Origin of the sequence: Streptomyces paludis (assembly GCF_003344965.1) — a bacterium.
In the GTDB taxonomy this organism is placed as follows: Bacteria; Actinomycetota; Actinomycetes; order Streptomycetales; family Streptomycetaceae; genus Streptomyces; species Streptomyces paludis.
Genome location: NZ_CP031194.1, coordinates 7,735,293 through 7,750,568 on the forward strand (window position 1 = coordinate 7,735,293; position 15,276 = coordinate 7,750,568).

General features: G+C 71.4%; 11 protein-coding genes. All 11 read left to right on the top strand.

The window, feature by feature from the left end; all coding sequences use genetic code 11:
• The first annotated feature begins 97 nt into the window (after positions 1-97).
• The 11 genes from DVK44_RS33805 to DVK44_RS33855 all read left to right on the top strand — a co-directional run bounded on the left by DVK44_RS33805 (position 98) and on the right by DVK44_RS33855 (position 15,206).
• Positions 98-1,987, top strand: a complete 1,890-nt coding sequence (locus tag DVK44_RS33805; protein WP_331461644.1) for a phage tail sheath subtilisin-like domain-containing protein — start codon at positions 98-100, stop codon at positions 1,985-1,987.
• A 10-nt stretch (positions 1,988-1,997) separates the two neighbouring features.
• Positions 1,998-2,519 carry a phage tail protein gene (locus DVK44_RS33810; protein ID WP_114664422.1) on the top strand — a complete coding sequence of 174 codons (522 nt, stop codon included), beginning with the start codon at positions 1,998-2,000 and terminating at the stop codon, positions 2,517-2,519.
• 10 nt (positions 2,520-2,529) lie between these two features.
• Positions 2,530-3,258 carry a hypothetical protein gene (locus tag DVK44_RS33815; protein ID WP_114664423.1) on the top strand — a complete coding sequence of 243 codons (729 nt, stop codon included), beginning with the start codon at positions 2,530-2,532 and terminating at the stop codon, positions 3,256-3,258.
• Entirely contained in the window at positions 3,251-3,961 is a 711-nt protein-coding gene (locus tag DVK44_RS33820) for a hypothetical protein (protein ID WP_114664424.1), read from the top strand. Before DVK44_RS33815 ends, DVK44_RS33820 begins: the two co-directional genes overlap by 8 nt.
• Positions 3,958-5,145 carry a DUF4255 domain-containing protein gene (locus tag DVK44_RS33825; protein WP_162794204.1) on the top strand — a complete coding sequence of 396 codons (1,188 nt, stop codon included), beginning with the start codon at positions 3,958-3,960 and terminating at the stop codon, positions 5,143-5,145. The genes DVK44_RS33820 and DVK44_RS33825 overlap by 4 nt, the downstream gene beginning before the upstream one ends.
• Positions 5,145-7,103: an ATP-binding protein gene (locus tag DVK44_RS33830; protein ID WP_114664426.1), complete on the top strand. Its 1,959-nt coding sequence runs from the start codon at positions 5,145-5,147 to the stop codon at positions 7,101-7,103. The genes DVK44_RS33825 and DVK44_RS33830 overlap by 1 nt, the downstream gene beginning before the upstream one ends.
• Positions 7,100-7,342 (top strand): hypothetical protein, encoded by a 243-nt coding sequence (locus tag DVK44_RS33835; protein ID WP_228447483.1) that lies wholly within the window; start codon positions 7,100-7,102, stop codon positions 7,340-7,342. The genes DVK44_RS33830 and DVK44_RS33835 overlap by 4 nt, the downstream gene beginning before the upstream one ends.
• Positions 7,339-13,566: an eCIS core domain-containing protein gene (locus tag DVK44_RS33840; protein ID WP_114664428.1), complete on the top strand. Its 6,228-nt coding sequence runs from the start codon at positions 7,339-7,341 to the stop codon at positions 13,564-13,566. The genes DVK44_RS33835 and DVK44_RS33840 overlap by 4 nt, the downstream gene beginning before the upstream one ends.
• A gap of 103 nt (positions 13,567-13,669) precedes the next feature.
• Positions 13,670-14,173 carry a HEAT repeat domain-containing protein gene (locus tag DVK44_RS33845; RefSeq protein ID WP_114664429.1) on the top strand — a complete coding sequence of 168 codons (504 nt, stop codon included), beginning with the start codon at positions 13,670-13,672 and terminating at the stop codon, positions 14,171-14,173.
• Positions 14,170-14,811, top strand: a complete 642-nt coding sequence (locus tag DVK44_RS33850) for a hypothetical protein (RefSeq protein WP_114664430.1) — start codon at positions 14,170-14,172, stop codon at positions 14,809-14,811. Before DVK44_RS33845 ends, DVK44_RS33850 begins: the two co-directional genes overlap by 4 nt.
• A 62-nt stretch (positions 14,812-14,873) precedes the next feature.
• Complete coding sequence (locus DVK44_RS33855) at positions 14,874-15,206, top strand: tail protein X (RefSeq protein WP_114664431.1); 333 nt, start codon at positions 14,874-14,876, stop codon at positions 15,204-15,206.
• The last annotated feature ends 70 nt before the right edge of the window (positions 15,207-15,276 follow it).

Here is a 15,276-nt window from a genome sequence, read left to right on the forward strand (position 1 = left end):
GCTGTGTGCATGTTAATTGCGGTGTTCGGAGGAGGGGTGCGGGGCGGGGAAACACTCTTCTGGGTGTCGCTTGTGGTGCGGGCCGTTTCTCGTATTCGTGTTCGATTTTTTAGTGTATTGCCTGAGGGTATCGCTGCATGCTTTCATGCCTAAAATGCAAAGGCTCCAAGGGGGTGGGGAAAGTATGGCGACGTCTGTCTCGTATCCCGGTGTTTACATCGAGGAGCTACCGAGCGCGGTCCGCACGATCACCGCGGTGACAACGTCGGTGACGGCGTTCGTGGGGGTGGCCCGGCGTGGGCCGATCGACGAGGCGGTGACGATCACCAGCTTCGCCGACTTCGAGCGGCAGTACGGCGGCCTGGACGCGAAGAGCCTGCTGAGTTACGCGGTGCAGCAGTTCTTCCTGGCCGGCGGCTCGGTCGCGGTCATCGTCCGGGTCGCGAAGGGCGCCAGTCCGGCGTCGAAGGACATCGCGGCGGGTGGCGAGCCGAAGGCGCTGACGGTGACCTCGCGGGACGCCAGCGACTGGGGCAACGGGCTGCGGGTTGCGATCGACCCGAGCGCGACCGGCGACACGTTCGGCCTGCGCGTGCTGGACGTCTCCGGAGCGGTGCTGGAGCGGTACCGCAACCTGTCGATGAGCTCCGACGCGTCGCGCTTCGTCGAGGCGGTCGTCAACGAGTCGTCGTACATCTACGTCAAGGCGACCGGTGACGCGGTGCCGGATTTCTCCGGCACGGTCTCGGGACCGGTCGGCCCAGTGCCGGACTTGGCGGACAAGGAGCTCACCGCGACCGTCGCGGGCGTTGAACCGGTCGAGATCACGCTCTACACCGCTGCCGACACCAAGCCCACGTCGTTGACCGCACTCGGCCTGCTGCTGGAGCGCAGGCTACGAGCGGCGTCGCCCAACAGGGCCTTCACCCGGGCGGACGTCGATGTGGCCGGCAAGCGGCTGCAGGTGCTGGCCGGGACGGCGGGCGCCACGATGACGCTCACCGGCGAGGTGGCGAACGCGCTCGGCCTGATCACGGCCCACGCGACCGCCTACGAGTTGGAGGACGCCGACGACGGCGACCCGCCGACGGACGCAGAGTTCCGCGGCAGCGAGGCCGACAAGACTGGCATGCAGGCGCTGCGGGAGGTGCAGGACGTCAACCTGCTCTGCCTTCCCGACCTGGCCGGGCAGGACTACACGGGTGACGCGATCGGCGTGATTGCCGCAGCCGAGGAGCTCTGCGAGGACAAGCGGATGCTACTGATCGTCGACAGCCCGCCGGAGTGGACCAGTATCGAGCAGGCGCGCACCGGGCTGCCGGCGTACGACGCGGTCCGCAGCGACCACGCGGCGCTGTACTTCCCGCACATCACGATGACCGACCCGCTGACCGGACGCCTGCGCACGTTCCCGCCGTCGGGAGCGGTCGCCGGGCTGATGGCCAGGACCGACGCCGAGCGCGGCGTATGGAAGGCGCCGGCCGGCACCGACGTTCGGCTGACCGGTGTGCGCTCCATGAGCGTCAGGATGTCCGACGCCGAGAACGGCCTGCTCAACCCGCTCGGAGTGAACTGCCTGCGGAGCTTCCCGATCGTCGGCCCGGTGATCTGGGGCGCGCGCACACTCCTCGGCGCGGACGCGCTTACGTCGGAGTGGAAGTACGTCCCGGTTCGGCGGCTGGCGTTCATGGTCGAGGAGAGCCTGTACCGCGGCCTGAAGTGGGTGGTGTTCGAGCCGAACGACGAGCCGCTGTGGGGCCAGATCCGGCTCAACGTGGGCGCTTTCCTGCACACCCTGTTCACCCAGGGCGCTTTCCAGGGCACCTCGTCGCGCGAGGCCTACTTCGTGAAGTGCGACAAGGACACCACCACCCAGGGAGACATCAACCGAGGCATCGTCAATGTGCTCGTCGGTTTCGCACCGCTGAAACCGGCCGAGTTCGTCGTGGTGAAGATTGAGCAAATGGTGGGACGGATCGAGGTGTGAGGAATAAGAAATGGCAGAGTTTACTGTCAATGCGCAGCGGTTCGACCCCTACAAGAACTTTAAGTTCCTGGTGCTCTGGGACGGCAAGACCGTCGCCGGGTGCAGCAAGATCAGCCCGCTGAAAAGGACCACCGAGGTGATCAAACACCGTAACGGCGGCGATCCCAGCTCACCACGGAAATCCGCCGGCCGGACCGAGTTCGAGGCGATCACGATCGAGCGCGGCGTCACCCACGACCCGGAATTCGACCGCTGGGCGAACAAGGTCTGGATGGTAGGCCAGGGTCTTGGCAGCGAGTCCTCGCTGAAGGACTTCCGTAAGGACATCGTGATCCAGGTCCTCAACGAGGCCGGGCAGGTGGCGCTCGCGTACAAGGTGTACCGGGCTTTCCCGTCGGAGTACCAGGTGCTCGGCGAACTGGACGCGAATGCGAACGCGGTCGCGATCCAACACCTGAAAATCGAGTGCGAGGGCTGGGAGCGGGACCTGGAGGTCGCCGAGCCGTACGAGCCCTCATACCAGATTCTGTAAGGGGTGCGAGGTGGCTTCCCCGACGGAGCTGCTCGCCGCCTGGGAGATCGGGCTGACGCTGCCCGACTCCTCGGTCCAGCGGGCCGTACTGCTGCACGCGCTTGCCCGGCCCGGGCGGGCGGCCGACGAGCTGCTCGGTGTCCCGGTCGGGACCCGGGACGCCGAACTGCTCGGCCTGCGCGTCGCGTTGTTCGGCGACGTCCTGTCGGTCCGGATCGGCTGCCCGGCGTGCGGTGCGGACCTGGAATTCGATGCCGACGCGACCGGCCTGGCGGCCGCCGCACCCGAGGCCGAGCCCGAGCCACTGACCGATGGTGACTGGACCGTGCGGTTCCGGTCGGCGACGCCCGCCGATCTGCTTGCGGTGGGGGACCCGGCCACGGAGGATCCACGACGCGGGCTCGCGGCCCGGCTGGTGCTCGAGGCGCGGCGCGGTGACCGGGCGGTGCGCGCGGACCGGCTGCCGGAGCACGTCGTGCATCTGCTCGCCGAGGCGGTGGCTGCGGCGGATCCGGCGGCCGACATCTCGTTCGCCATGGATTGTCCGGACTGCGGCGCGCAGGTGCGGGCGCAGTTCGACATCGCGACCTACCTGTGGGACGAGCTCGACGCGTGGGCCCGTACGACGCTCGGCGACGTGCACGCGCTGGCCTTGAGCTACGGGTGGACCGAACCCGATGTACTGGCGCTGTCACCGCTGCGCCGCCGCTACTACCTGGAGCTGGCCGGACATGGCTGAGACACGGACGCCGGACCTGTTCGACCGGCTGCTCGCCCGCGCGGGAGCGGTGAGCCGGCCGGACACCGTGGTGCCGCTGGCGCGGCCGCGGCTGGCGATGCCGTTCGAACAGCTGTCGGCCGCGCCGCTGACCGAGACCGAGGTCGAGATCGACGCCACCGCACCGTCGCGACCGGTGGTGCGGGCGCTGGCGGCACCACCGGCGACGGCGCAGGCCGGTCCGCAGGGGGCGTCGGCGCCACGACCGCCGGTGCTGAGCCGGATCGAGCGGGCCGTGCGGTCGATCGACACGGTGCGCACCGTGTCCGCGGGGCCGTCGGGCGTGGCGCAGGCGGCCGCATCGGCTGTCCTGCGGAGTGTCGTGGAGCGGCTGGTGCCGTCGCACGCGGTGGCGCGGGCCGTCGAGGAGCCCGCGTATCGAGGCCCCGTCGCGGACACGCCGGCGCGGACGCCGTCCCTCGGGCCCATGACCGCCGGACGGACGGCGTCCGCGGCACTTCCCTCCGTGCCGCGGACCGACGTCGGGGTCCGGCGGCTCGAGGCGCAGGCCACGCAGGCCGAGCCGTCGGTGCAGGTCAGCATCGGTCGGCTTGAGGTCACGACAGCGGCGCACGAACCGAAGCGGGAACGGACCGGCCGGACCGGCCGGCCTGAGCCGGCCGTCGGACTGGAGGCATTTCTCGACCGGCAGGAGGCGACGTGAGTAACTATCTGGCGATCGCCCAGGCCACAGAGGCGCTGCGCTGCCTGCTGGCCGGCGCGGTGCAGTCCGACGTGCCCTACGCCGTACAGGTAGAGGCACGCAAGCCGCCGAGCGAGCCGGTGACCGAGCCGACCATCACGGTGTTCTGCTACCGGATCACCCCGAACGTGTCCCGGCGCAACGCCGACACGCCCACCCGCGACGGTGACGGACGGGTGCTGAGGAGGCCCACGGCGGCGTACGACCTGCACTACCTGATCAGCTGTTACGGCAACGAGATCCAGCTGGTGCCGCAGGCACTGCTGGGCTCGGTGGCGCGCACGCTGCACGAGCAGCCGGCGCTGTCCGCACAGGACCTGGAGACGGCCGCCGGGCGGGCGTTCCTGGCCGGCGCCGACCTGGCGGCGTCGCCGCAGACGGTCCGGCTGACGCCGTCGAAGATGGATGTCGAGGACCTGTCGAAGCTGTGGTCGATGCTCATCCAGACGCCCTACACGCCGTCCATCGCGTTCGAGGCGTCGCTGGTGCTCCTGGAGAGCAGGCGGACGCCGGCCGCGGGTCGCCCGGTCCGGGAGCACCGGGTCCGAGTGGTCCCCGGCCGGCACCCGGTGGTGGAGGAGCTGCGAAGCCGCCCGGCCTGCTCGGACGCCGAGCCGCGGCCCGGCCCGGTGCCGGTGGGCCACGAGGTGGTGCTGACTGGGCGCGACCTGAACCGCGAGAAGGTCACTGTCGATGCCGGCGGCGAGCTGGTGGCCCCGTCTGCCGTCGATGACGGCCGGGTGGTGTTCACCCCGCCCGCCGGTCTGGCCGCAGGAGTGCACCCGGTACAGGTCCTGCACGAGGTCGCGTTCGGTGACTCGTCCCGGATCCTCGGCTCGAACGGGATCGCGATGGCGCGTCAGGCCACCGTGACCGCCTCCGAGGTCACCGGCGGCGAGGTCGTCGCCACCCTGGACACCGAGGTCGGCGACCGGCAGCGCGTGTCGGTGCTGCTGGACGAACTGGACGGGACCGGCAGTCACCGGTTCGACGCGGCGTACCCGCTGCCCGGCCCGCGTGACCCCAAGACGGTCGCGGTCGCGACGGCGGACGTCGCCGCCGGCAGCTATTTGCTGCGGGTGCGGATCGATGGCGTCGAAACGGTGACCGGCGAGGACCTGCGCACGCCGGCGGTGGAGTTCTGATGGACGACGACGGGCGCGAGGCCGACGCGGCGGTCATGGCCACGGCCGTGGCCGCCGTACTCGCGCGCCTCGGCGCGCACGCCCGTGCCGTCGACGACACGGCCGACACCGGTGCTGCCGGACGGTCGCGGCGCCGGTCCCGGCACGCGACGGCGGATGCCGGTGAGGGCAGGGCCCCGGAGAACGGCCGCAGCGGGCCCGTGCCCTACGACGAGGGCTCGCTGGCGACGGTGGTCGCCTGCTTCGGGCTGACGTCGTTCGAGCAGGACCTGCTGGTGCTGTGCGCGGCGATGGAGCTGGGGCCGACAGCGGCGGCGCGCTGCGCGGCGGCGAGCGGGCGGGAGTTCCCCACCTTCTCGCTGGCCCTGGCCGCGCTGACCGAGCCGCACTGGAGCGCGCTGACGCCGGACGCGCCGCTGCGCCGCTACCGGCTCGTCGAGGTCGCCGACGACGGGGTGCTGACCACCGCGCGGCTGCGGATCGACGAGCGGGTGCTGCACTTCCTGCTGGGGGTGTCCCAGGTCGAGCCGCGGCTGCAGGGCCTGGTCGCGCGCACCGCCGTACCCGGCCGGCTGCCGGAGTCGCAAGCGCGGCTGGCAGCGGAGCTGGCGGCGGCGCTGAGCGCCGACCGGGTGGCGGCGCTGTCCGGTGGCGACCTGCAGACCCGGCGCGAAGTGACGGGCACCGCGGCGCGCGCGGCAGGCTTCGCGACGTTCACGCTGTCGGCGGCCGACCTGCCGGCCGAACCTGCGGACCGCGCGGCGCTGGCCCGGCTCTGGGAACGCGAAGGGGTGCTGCTGCCCGCCGTACTGCTGCTCGAGGTCTCCGAGACGACGAAGGCGGCGGCCGCGGAGGCGTTTGTGGCGATGCTCGGCGTCCCGGTGGTGCTGTCCAGCCCGGATCCGCTCCCCGCACCCACGACGCACCGCGCGCAGGTGGTCGTCGAGCCGCTGGAGCAGGCCGAGCAGCGCGAGCTGTGGCGGGCCGCACTGGACGGCCACGGCGGTGACGTCGACGTGGCCGGTCTCGTGGCGCAGTTCAGCTTGCCCGGGCATGTGATCCGGTCCGCCGGCGCGGTCGCCCGCGAGGCCGGCGGCGATGTGCGGGCGGCGGCCTGGCGTGCGGGCCTGGCGCATGCGCGGATCGCGCTCGACGAGCTCGGCCGCAGGGTGGAGCCGTGGGCGGGCTGGGCCGACCTGGTGGTGCCGGAGCGGCAGCGCAGGATCCTGCGCGAGATCGTCGCGCACGTCCGGCAGCGCGCCACCGTCTACCAGGACTGGGGTTTCGAGGAGGTGCTGCGGCGCGGGCTCGGCGTCACCGCGCTGTTCGCCGGCAGCAGCGGCACCGGCAAGACGCTGGCAGCCGAGGTGGTGGCGGGCGAGCTCGGGCTGGACCTGTTCGTCATCGACCTGTCCCAGGTGGTCAGCAAGTACATCGGCGAGACCGAGAAGAACCTGCGCCGGGTCTTCGACGCGGCCGAGCGCGGGGGCGCGGTGCTGCTCTTCGACGAGGCGGACGCGCTGTTCGGCAAGCGCAGTGAGGTGAAGGACTCGCACGACCGGTACGCGAACCTCGAGGTCAGCTATCTGCTGATGCGGATGGAGTCGTACCGGGGCCTGGCGATCCTGACCACGAATCAGAAGAAGTCCCTGGACCAGGCGTTCCTGCGGCGACTGCGGTTCGTGGTGGACTTCCCGTTCCCGGATGTGGCCGAGCGGGCCGAGATCTGGCGGCGGGTGATCCCGCCCCGGGTCCCGGTCGACGGCGTCGCGGTCGAGCGGCTGGCACAACTGACGGTGGCCGGCGGCAGCATCCGGAACATCGCGCTGTCGGCCGCCTTCCTGGCCGCCGACGAGGGCACCGAGCTGCGGATGCGGCATCTGCTCGCCGCCGCGCACACCGAGTACGTCAAGTTCGAGCGCTCGGTGACGTCCACGGAGGTGGCCGGATGGGTGTGAGCCTGCACGTGGACGAGCTGGTGATCCGCGGCGTCGACGGTGTGCGACACGCCGACGCCGACCGGATCGCACATGCGTTCACCCATGAGCTCACCCGGCTGCTGACCGAGCAGCCGCCGGCCGCCGAGGCCGCGTCGTACGGCGTGGTGAGGGGCCTGCGTCCGCTGCCCGCGACCACGTCCCCGCGCCGTCTCGGGCGGGAACTGGCGCGTTCCGTGCACCGGGAGTTGATGCGATGAGCACCGTCACGCCGGTACGGCAGCAGCCGGAGCCACCGCGCCGCAAGCGCGCGAAACGGTCCGCGCCGCTGCGGGACACGCGGGCACGCGGCACGCCGCCCACGCCGGACGAGGTGCTCGCGCAGGCAGGGAAGCCGCTGGAGCCGGGTGTCGGGCGCGCGATGGAGGAGTGGCTGGGCCACGACTTCAGCGCGGTCCGCATCCACAGCGACCGGGACGCGGCCGAGCTGGCCGAGCTGGTCGGCGCGGACGCCGTGGCCGTGGGCAAGGACATCTTCTTCGCCGCGGGCGCGTACCGTCCGGAGACCGCCCAGGGTTTACGGTTGCTCGCGCACGAGCTCCTGCACACCGTGCAGGTGCCGGACGCGCCCGGCCGACTGAGGCTCGGCCGACAGGACGGCACGCTGAGCCGGCCCCTGGACGGGGTCGAGCGCGAGGCCGAGGAGCGGCTGGACCGTGCCTCGGGCGACCGGGGCCCAGCGGCCGGAGGCGCGGAGCGGGCAGTGCGGGAGCGGGGCGCGCAGCCGGTGTCGTGGCTGCGGTTCATCAGCGTCGACGTGTCCCAGCTGCGGGCCGAGCAGCTGGACCCGGCGACGCTGGTGGACCGGATCGTCGCCGGCGTGACGCGTACGCTGCGCGGCGACCCGGCGGACGCGGCGGGGCGCGTGCGGCAGCAACTGGTACGGCTGGCACCGGAACTGCGGTCCGTCGTACTGGAACGGCTGCGGGAGCGGCTGCCGTCGCCCGACTACCTCCGGGTCGAGCAACTGGTGGCCGCGGCCGAGACGCCCGCGGGCACGCCGGTGGACACCGCCGTCGTACCGGAGCCCGTGGTGGAGCCGGCCGAGCGGGAGTGGACCGAACGGCGCGACCGGGCCGAGCAGAAGGCGGGCGACGAGCGGAGCCGCGCGGACCGGGAGCGCGACGGACGCGACGAGGAGCGGCAGGTCGCAGAGGACGAGGAGCGGGACCGGGATCGAGAGCGGGCCTGCGGGGACGCGGCCACCAAGGACGAGCAGGACGCCAAGCACATGAAGGGGGCGGCGCTCGACGACCAGCGCCGCAAGGACTCCGCCGAGGAGGAGCGGCGGAAGCGCGAGGACGAGGAGCACCGCAAGGCCACCGAGAACGGTGAGAAGCCGGACTCGGAGGACAAGGAGCAGCCCGCTGCCGAGGCCCGGCCGGCTCAGGCGCAGGAAGCGGCGAGTGGAGCGGCCGCGCCGCCGACGGTGGCCGCGCCCAGGGCCGGAGCGAGCGGGGCCGGGCCGGAGCCGATCGGCCGGGCGCCGGTCGTCGGGGCCCAGGTCGGGACGGCCGCCGCGGTTGGCAGCTCAGGCACGGACCCGGTGCGCGAGGACCGCGCAGAGGCGGTCGCGAACGACCCGCAAGGCCCGCTGGCCAAGCACGGGCTGGCGAAGGAGCCGGGCAGACAGGACGAGCCGCCGGAGCAGGAGAAGCCGCTCCACACCGAGGCCGGCGCGGAGTCCGAGGTACCGGCCCCGGAGTCGGCCGCCGAGCCCGAACCGCCGCAACAGGCCGTCGACCGGGCCGAGCAGGAGGCCGGGGCGGACAAGCCGGCACCGGACCCGGTGCCGAAGACCGACCCGGACCTGTCCGCGGTGCCGACCGTCGACGAGGAACTGAAGGCGGCACCGGGGACCACACCGCCGAAGCCGCGGGAACCGCCGAGCATGCCCGCGCCGCCGCCGGTCGAGGCCGAGCCGCAGGATCTGGACCGCGCCGAGCAGGCCGAGCAGGCCGCCGAGCCGGAGCTGGAGCGCGCCGACACGGAGCCCTCACAGGACAGGGCGGTCGAGGCCGAGGGCGAACAGGCCGCGTCAGACACACCGACCACCACGCCGACGGCCGAACCCACCGCGACCGCGGCCGCTCCTGAAGGGCCGGCCGAAGCGGCACCGGTCACCGGGGCGGCCCCCGTGGAGCCCGCCGCCGCGAACCCGGCCGCATCGGCGCCGGCCATTTCGACTGCCGCCGCTGGGGACTTCGCCGGCCCGGCGACTGGACCTGGCACGCTCGGCCGGGAAGCGGATGGCACCGGCCCTGGTTCTGCCGGCGCTTCTTCTGCCGGCACGGCGGCCGTGGCGGGCGATACGGCGCTTGGGCCGGGCGTGCGCGTCCCGGGGGACCCACGGCCGACCGAACCGATGCCGGGCGACCCCCAACTCGCTGACGCGGCAGCCGCACCCGGCGGCGGACCGGTGGCGGCGCAGTCGGCGGCGCCGGGACAGCCGGGGCCCGAAGGTGCCGCTCCCGGCGCCGGGCCCGATGGCTCGCTGGAGACCGGCGGTGGCGGATGCGCCGGAGCGCCTGCGGCCACGACGGGGGCCGACGCCCTGGGTGGTGACGTCGGAGGCGGCTGTGGGGGCGGTAGCGGCGCACCGGCCCCGGCCCAGGAGAAGGCAGAAACGCGGCCACCGGAGGTCTCCGGCCGGGAGCCGGCAGCCGCACTGGCGACGATCTCGTCCCAGCCACCGGCCCGGATGCCGCAGGCACTCGGCGGCGTCGACCAGGCCGTGGGCATCACGGTCGGCAAGGAGCACCAGGACCTCCAAGGTGCCCCGCCGACGCTCGAACGCCCGAGCGGCGCCCCCAGGACACAGGCCGGTGCCCCCCAGAACGGTGAGCCGGTGTCCACGGCGGTCGAGCCGATGACGCAGGTGACCCCGCAGACGCTCGCCACACAGCGCGAGGCCAACCCGCCACCGACCGCGAACACTCCGAACCCCGCGACCCGGGTCAAGGACCCGGTCGTCGCCGGGGGCAGTGAGGAGAAGGCCGGCGACGCCGAGATCCAGCAGCTCCAGGGCGCGGTCGACGGCGTACCCACCAGGGACGACCGGCTGCACACCACGGTCGGTGCCGCGCCCAGGGTCAAGCTCGAGGGCGAGACCGCCCCGGCGCTCGCCGACGAGCAGCACCGCCGGACCGAGGACCGGATCAACCGGACGCACGCGCTCGGCCGACAGGACGCGGCGGTCGGGCTCGGCGAGAACCAGGTCTACCCGGACGCGCCCGGCGAGACGCTCACCGCCTCGGTGCCCAGCCACACGCCCGCTGGCCACGCGCCGGCCGCGGCAGGCGGTCCGGGCGTCGGCGGGACGGATCCGGACACGGTGTCGTCGGTCGCCATACAGGAACGCGGCCCGCAGATTCGGACGGGCTTCGCCGACGGCCGAGGCCGGATGGGCCAGGCCCAGCAGGACAAGCAGAACCAGTCCGACCAGGCGAAGGCGGACAACCGGGCCCAGGTCCAGCAGGCGGTCGCGGAGAACAGTGACCAGCAGGCCGCCGTGCGCCAGGAAGCCCGCGAGGACGCCGCGGGCCAGCGCGGCGAGTGGCGTGACGAGCAGGACAGGGCGGTCGAGGACAACGCCAGGACCGCGACCGACGCGCACACGAAGGCCCGCGAGGACACCGGCGCCAGGAAGACCGAGACCGACGCCGGCATCGAGAAGCGCCAGAACGAGGACAACGACCGGATCGAGAGGGAGCGCAAGGCCGCCGAGCAGAAGGCCCGAAAGGAGCGCGAGGCCAAGAAGGAGGAGTCCTCCAACTGGTGGGGCTGGGCCAAGTCCAAGGTCAAGGCCGCGTTCAACGCACTCGTCTCGGTGATCAAGGGCGTGTTCGACTTGGCGGTCAGGGCGATCGACGCGATCAAGGAAGGCTTCAAGAAGGCGGTCAACGGCCTGATCGGCCTGGCCGCCAAGGCGATCACCGGCATTATCAAGGGCCTCGCGAACGCGCTGCTGGCCGTGGTGAGCGTGATCGGCACGGTCTTCCCCGGCATCGCGGAGAAGATGCGCAAGGCGATCATCTCGATGCGCGACGCCGCGATCGCCAAGGTGCGGCAGCTCGCCGACCGGCTGAAGAAGGCGGTCAACGCGCTCATCGACGCGCTGGCCGGCGCGCTGGTCGCGGTCCTGGGGGTGTACGAGAAGCTGCTGCTCGCGGCGGTCGAGGTGGTCCGCGGTGCGGTGATGGCGGCGATCGCGTTCGTCGACTCCGCGATCAAGCTGCTGGGCGAGGTCGCGGCCCTGGTCAAGGACATCGCGCCGGACCCGATCGGGTGGGTCAGCAAGCTCGGGGGCGCGGCCAAGGAGGGTGTCCGCACCTTCCTCTGGGGCGCGGTCAAGACCGCGGTCAAGGAGTGGTTCAACGCCAAGGTCGAGTCCGTCGTCGGCATCGGCAAGCTGCTGTGGAACGTGCTGGTGAAGGGCTGCATGTCGGTTGCGCAGATCGGGAAGATGGCCTGGCAGGCGATCGTGAAGTCGCTGCCCGCGATGATCATCTCGATCGTCGTCGAGAAGCTCATCGGCCTGATCGTCCCGGCCGCCGGCGGCATCATCGCGATCGCTCAGGGAGTGATGGCGGCCTACCGGAGCGTCAGCAGGATCATCGCCGCGTTCAGCGCGTTCCTGACCTTCCTGAAGGCGGTGAAGGCCGGTGGTGTCGCGGCCGCGTGCCTGTTCGCGAAGGCCGCCGCGGCCGGTGCGGTGGCGCTGCTGGAGTTCATCACGAACTTCCTGATGGTGCGGATCGCGCGTGCTCTCAAGGGCGTCGGCACGAAGCTCAAGGGCATCGCCGAGAAGATCATGAAGGGCCTCGGCCGCGGTGCCGGCGCCGTCAGAAAGACCGCCGGCCGGGCGGTCGGCGCCGCCCGCCAAGCGGTACGACGCGGGGTCGCAGCCGTCAAGGGCGGTGCCGTCGCCGCCGCCGGCGCGGTCAAGCGGGGCGTCACCGCGGGCGCGCGGGCGGTCCGTTCGGGGGCGCGCCGAGTGGGCGTAGCGGCCAAGAGCGGTTTGCGCCGGGCGGTCGACGGGGTACGGCGTGCGGCCGGGGCGGTCGGCCGGGTGGTCGGGCCCGCGCTGAAGACGGTCAACCGGACGATCAAGCGGCTGGGCGGCAAGCTCGCGAACAGCAAGCTCGGCCGCGCGCTGAAGGCGAGCGCGGGCAAGCTGAAGAACCTGGTGGCGAAGGGCAAGCAGAAGTTCAAGGACTGGCGCAAGACGGTCGTCAACCGCCGGAAGCAGAACCGCCAGAACAAGAAGAAGAGGCCGCAGGAGTCCAAGGAGCAGCGGCTCGCCTGCATCATCGCCAGACTGAGGCCGCTTTTGGACGGCCGCCTTCGCAAGGGCGTACGCAAGCTGCTCATGCGACCGTTGCTCGCGGGGTTGCGGCTGTGGTACCGCCTCAGCGGCGTCGCTCGCGAGGGTGGCAGCCTGTTCCGGGTCTGGGCGTGGCTCAACCCGCGTCGGCCGGTGATCGGCGGTGTCGATGCCGACTTCGTCAACCGGCTGCTGCACTTCATCCGCCAGCTCGGCGCCGAGCTCAAGGACGAGGCGGAGCGCCGGGCAGAGACCATGAAGGACCGCAACGGCAAACCGATCGAACCGGGCGAGCCGGGCATCAACGTGCTGGCGGCGATGCATGCCCAGGCGACGAAGGGCCCGCGCGGCAAGAACATCATGAGTTACAAGGCGGACGACGGAAAGATCGTCCATGTCCACTCGGCGCAGATGATGGGGCCCCGGACGAACCCACGCGCGACCGATCCGAGTAATCAGCTGGTCGGTTGGACGGTCGAGAAGAACGGTAAAATGATCCGCAAGTATCTGAGCTATTCGGATTTCGACAGGTTGCTGAAGAAAATGACGTCCGAACAGCGCTCCACTATCGCCCATCATGCCGGGCAGGTGATGCAGGGGAAGGTGACCTCGTCTCTGAGTGGCACGAATGGCGCGGAGTTGGTCCAGTGGTTCGTCCACCAGGAGGGTCGGCGCTCACCGGCGACGTTGGTGACCGGTGTCATGTCGATTGATCTCGCGGCGCGTGGGAAGAAGGATCTGACTGAGGTGGCGGCCGGGCATCCGATGCGGCCTGGCGGGGCGAAGAAGGCCGCGGAGGGATTGGGTTCGCACTTGCAAGAGGTCGAGGCGCATCGGCAAAACCCCGCTTCAGCACGTCGGCCGCGCCGCCTGGCACCCTGGTGGAAACGGGGCCAGATGCGCCGCCGCGAGTTCGCGATTGTCCGGAGCTGGCTTGAGCACACCGAAGGACTTGAGGCATGGGCGCGTACGCTCAAAAACGTCGGCTTCACGGACAAGGCCGCTGCCGACGCCAAGTTGGAGTACCTGAAAAAGGAAATCCGAGAACGACTTTTTAAATCGTGGGGTATCGGCCCGGATTCACGCCCGGGTGATTGACATGATAGGAGTGAAAATGCCGGTTGAAAGATCGTACCGGACGCGGAGTGTCGTTTTGTGTCACTACCCCTCGCGTAACGATGTATTGCGCCGGGCTGAGGATTTGCGGGCGACATTCCTGGACGAGAGTCTGGACGATCAGTGGTACGAGGCGCGCTGGATCGTCAGCGCCGCGGCGACGTTTCACTATGTAGAGGACGCGGTGGCGTCCGAGTGCTACGTCTCGGTGTCCGGAGACGTGCCCACCGTCGTCGAGGGAACACTCAGGATGGTCATGGAAGATCTCGACGTGTGGTCACCGGACGAGCTGGTCGCCGCCGTGGACGACGCGAATGATCCGGTTGGACGCGGGTCGGCACTGATCCGCCTGGTCATCGGTTCGCCGATCCATTACGACGCGGAGATCGCCGAGCGTGTGTACGACGGCCTCGACGATCCGGATCACCGTGTACGCGAGATGGCCATCTGGGCGTCGTCGTACCGCGCGTTCCCGCAGTATCGCTCGCGCCTGCGAGAGCTTGCCGAGCGTGATCCGGAAGGCAGCGTGCGGGACAGCGCGCGGGAGATGCTCGAGTTCTACGACCAGGCGGGGGTCGCGGAGTCATGACCCGCTACACGGATCTCCCCAAGCCGGTGCAAGCCGGTATCGTCATCGTGGACCCCGAGCGCGGCACCCCCCAACGGGTGATCGTGCTGCAGTTCAATCCCGACTCGCTGGAGCGCAGCATCGCGCCGCAGGCAGGCGGTGGGGAGCAGCAGGGGGACCGGACCGAGGCACTGCGGTTGAAGGGGCCGGCCGTCGAGTCGTGGAAGTTCACCGCCGAGCTGGACGCTACCGACCAGCCGGCCGTGCCGTTCGCGCTCGGTGTCCATCCGCACCTCGCGGCGCTGGAGATGCTGATCCAGCCGCCTGTCGCGCAGGTGCGCGCGAACAGCCGGCTCGCCGACAGGGGCCTGCTCGAGATCACGCCCGTCGAGCAGCCGCTGACGCTGTTCGTCTGGGGCCCGCGGCGCGTCGTACCGGTCCGGCTGACCGAACTCTCGGTCACCGAGGAGGCGTTCGACCAGCAGTTGCAGCCGATCCGGGCCACGCTCGCGGTCGGGCTGCGGCTGCTGACGGTCAGCGACCTGCCCGCCGGGCATCGCGGCGCGGAGCTGTATCTCGCGCACCTCGCACAGAAGGAACGCCTGGCGGGGCAGCTCGCCGGGGGCCGACTCGCACAGCTCGGACTGACCGGCATCTGACCGACCGGATTCCGACCGGATTCCGACCGGATCCGAGCGTTGTACGACGAAGGGGGAAGCACATGGCAGGGCCGCTCGACGGCATCCCGGCGCCGGACCCGTATCCGCGGACCAGCAGGTACCACGGCATCGGCCAGTCGGTGCACACGACGGCGGACGGGCAGGAGATCCCGTACACGCCGCGGCGGATCCTGCCGCCGCCGGAGCGGCTGGTGCAGATCGACGAGCACGTGGTGGCTGACGGGGACCGCGCCGACAACCTGGCGAACCGGTACCTGGGCGACGCCGAGCAGTGGTGGCGGATCGCGGACGCGAACCCCGTCATGGACCCGGCCGACCTGACCCGGACCCCGGGCCGGGTGCTGCGGATCACGCTGCCGGACCACACCGGCTGACGAGGCGACGGTTATCAAGGGCCCGACGCATGGCGGCAGGCAAGTTCGCAAGGGCCCGGTAAAGGGAGAG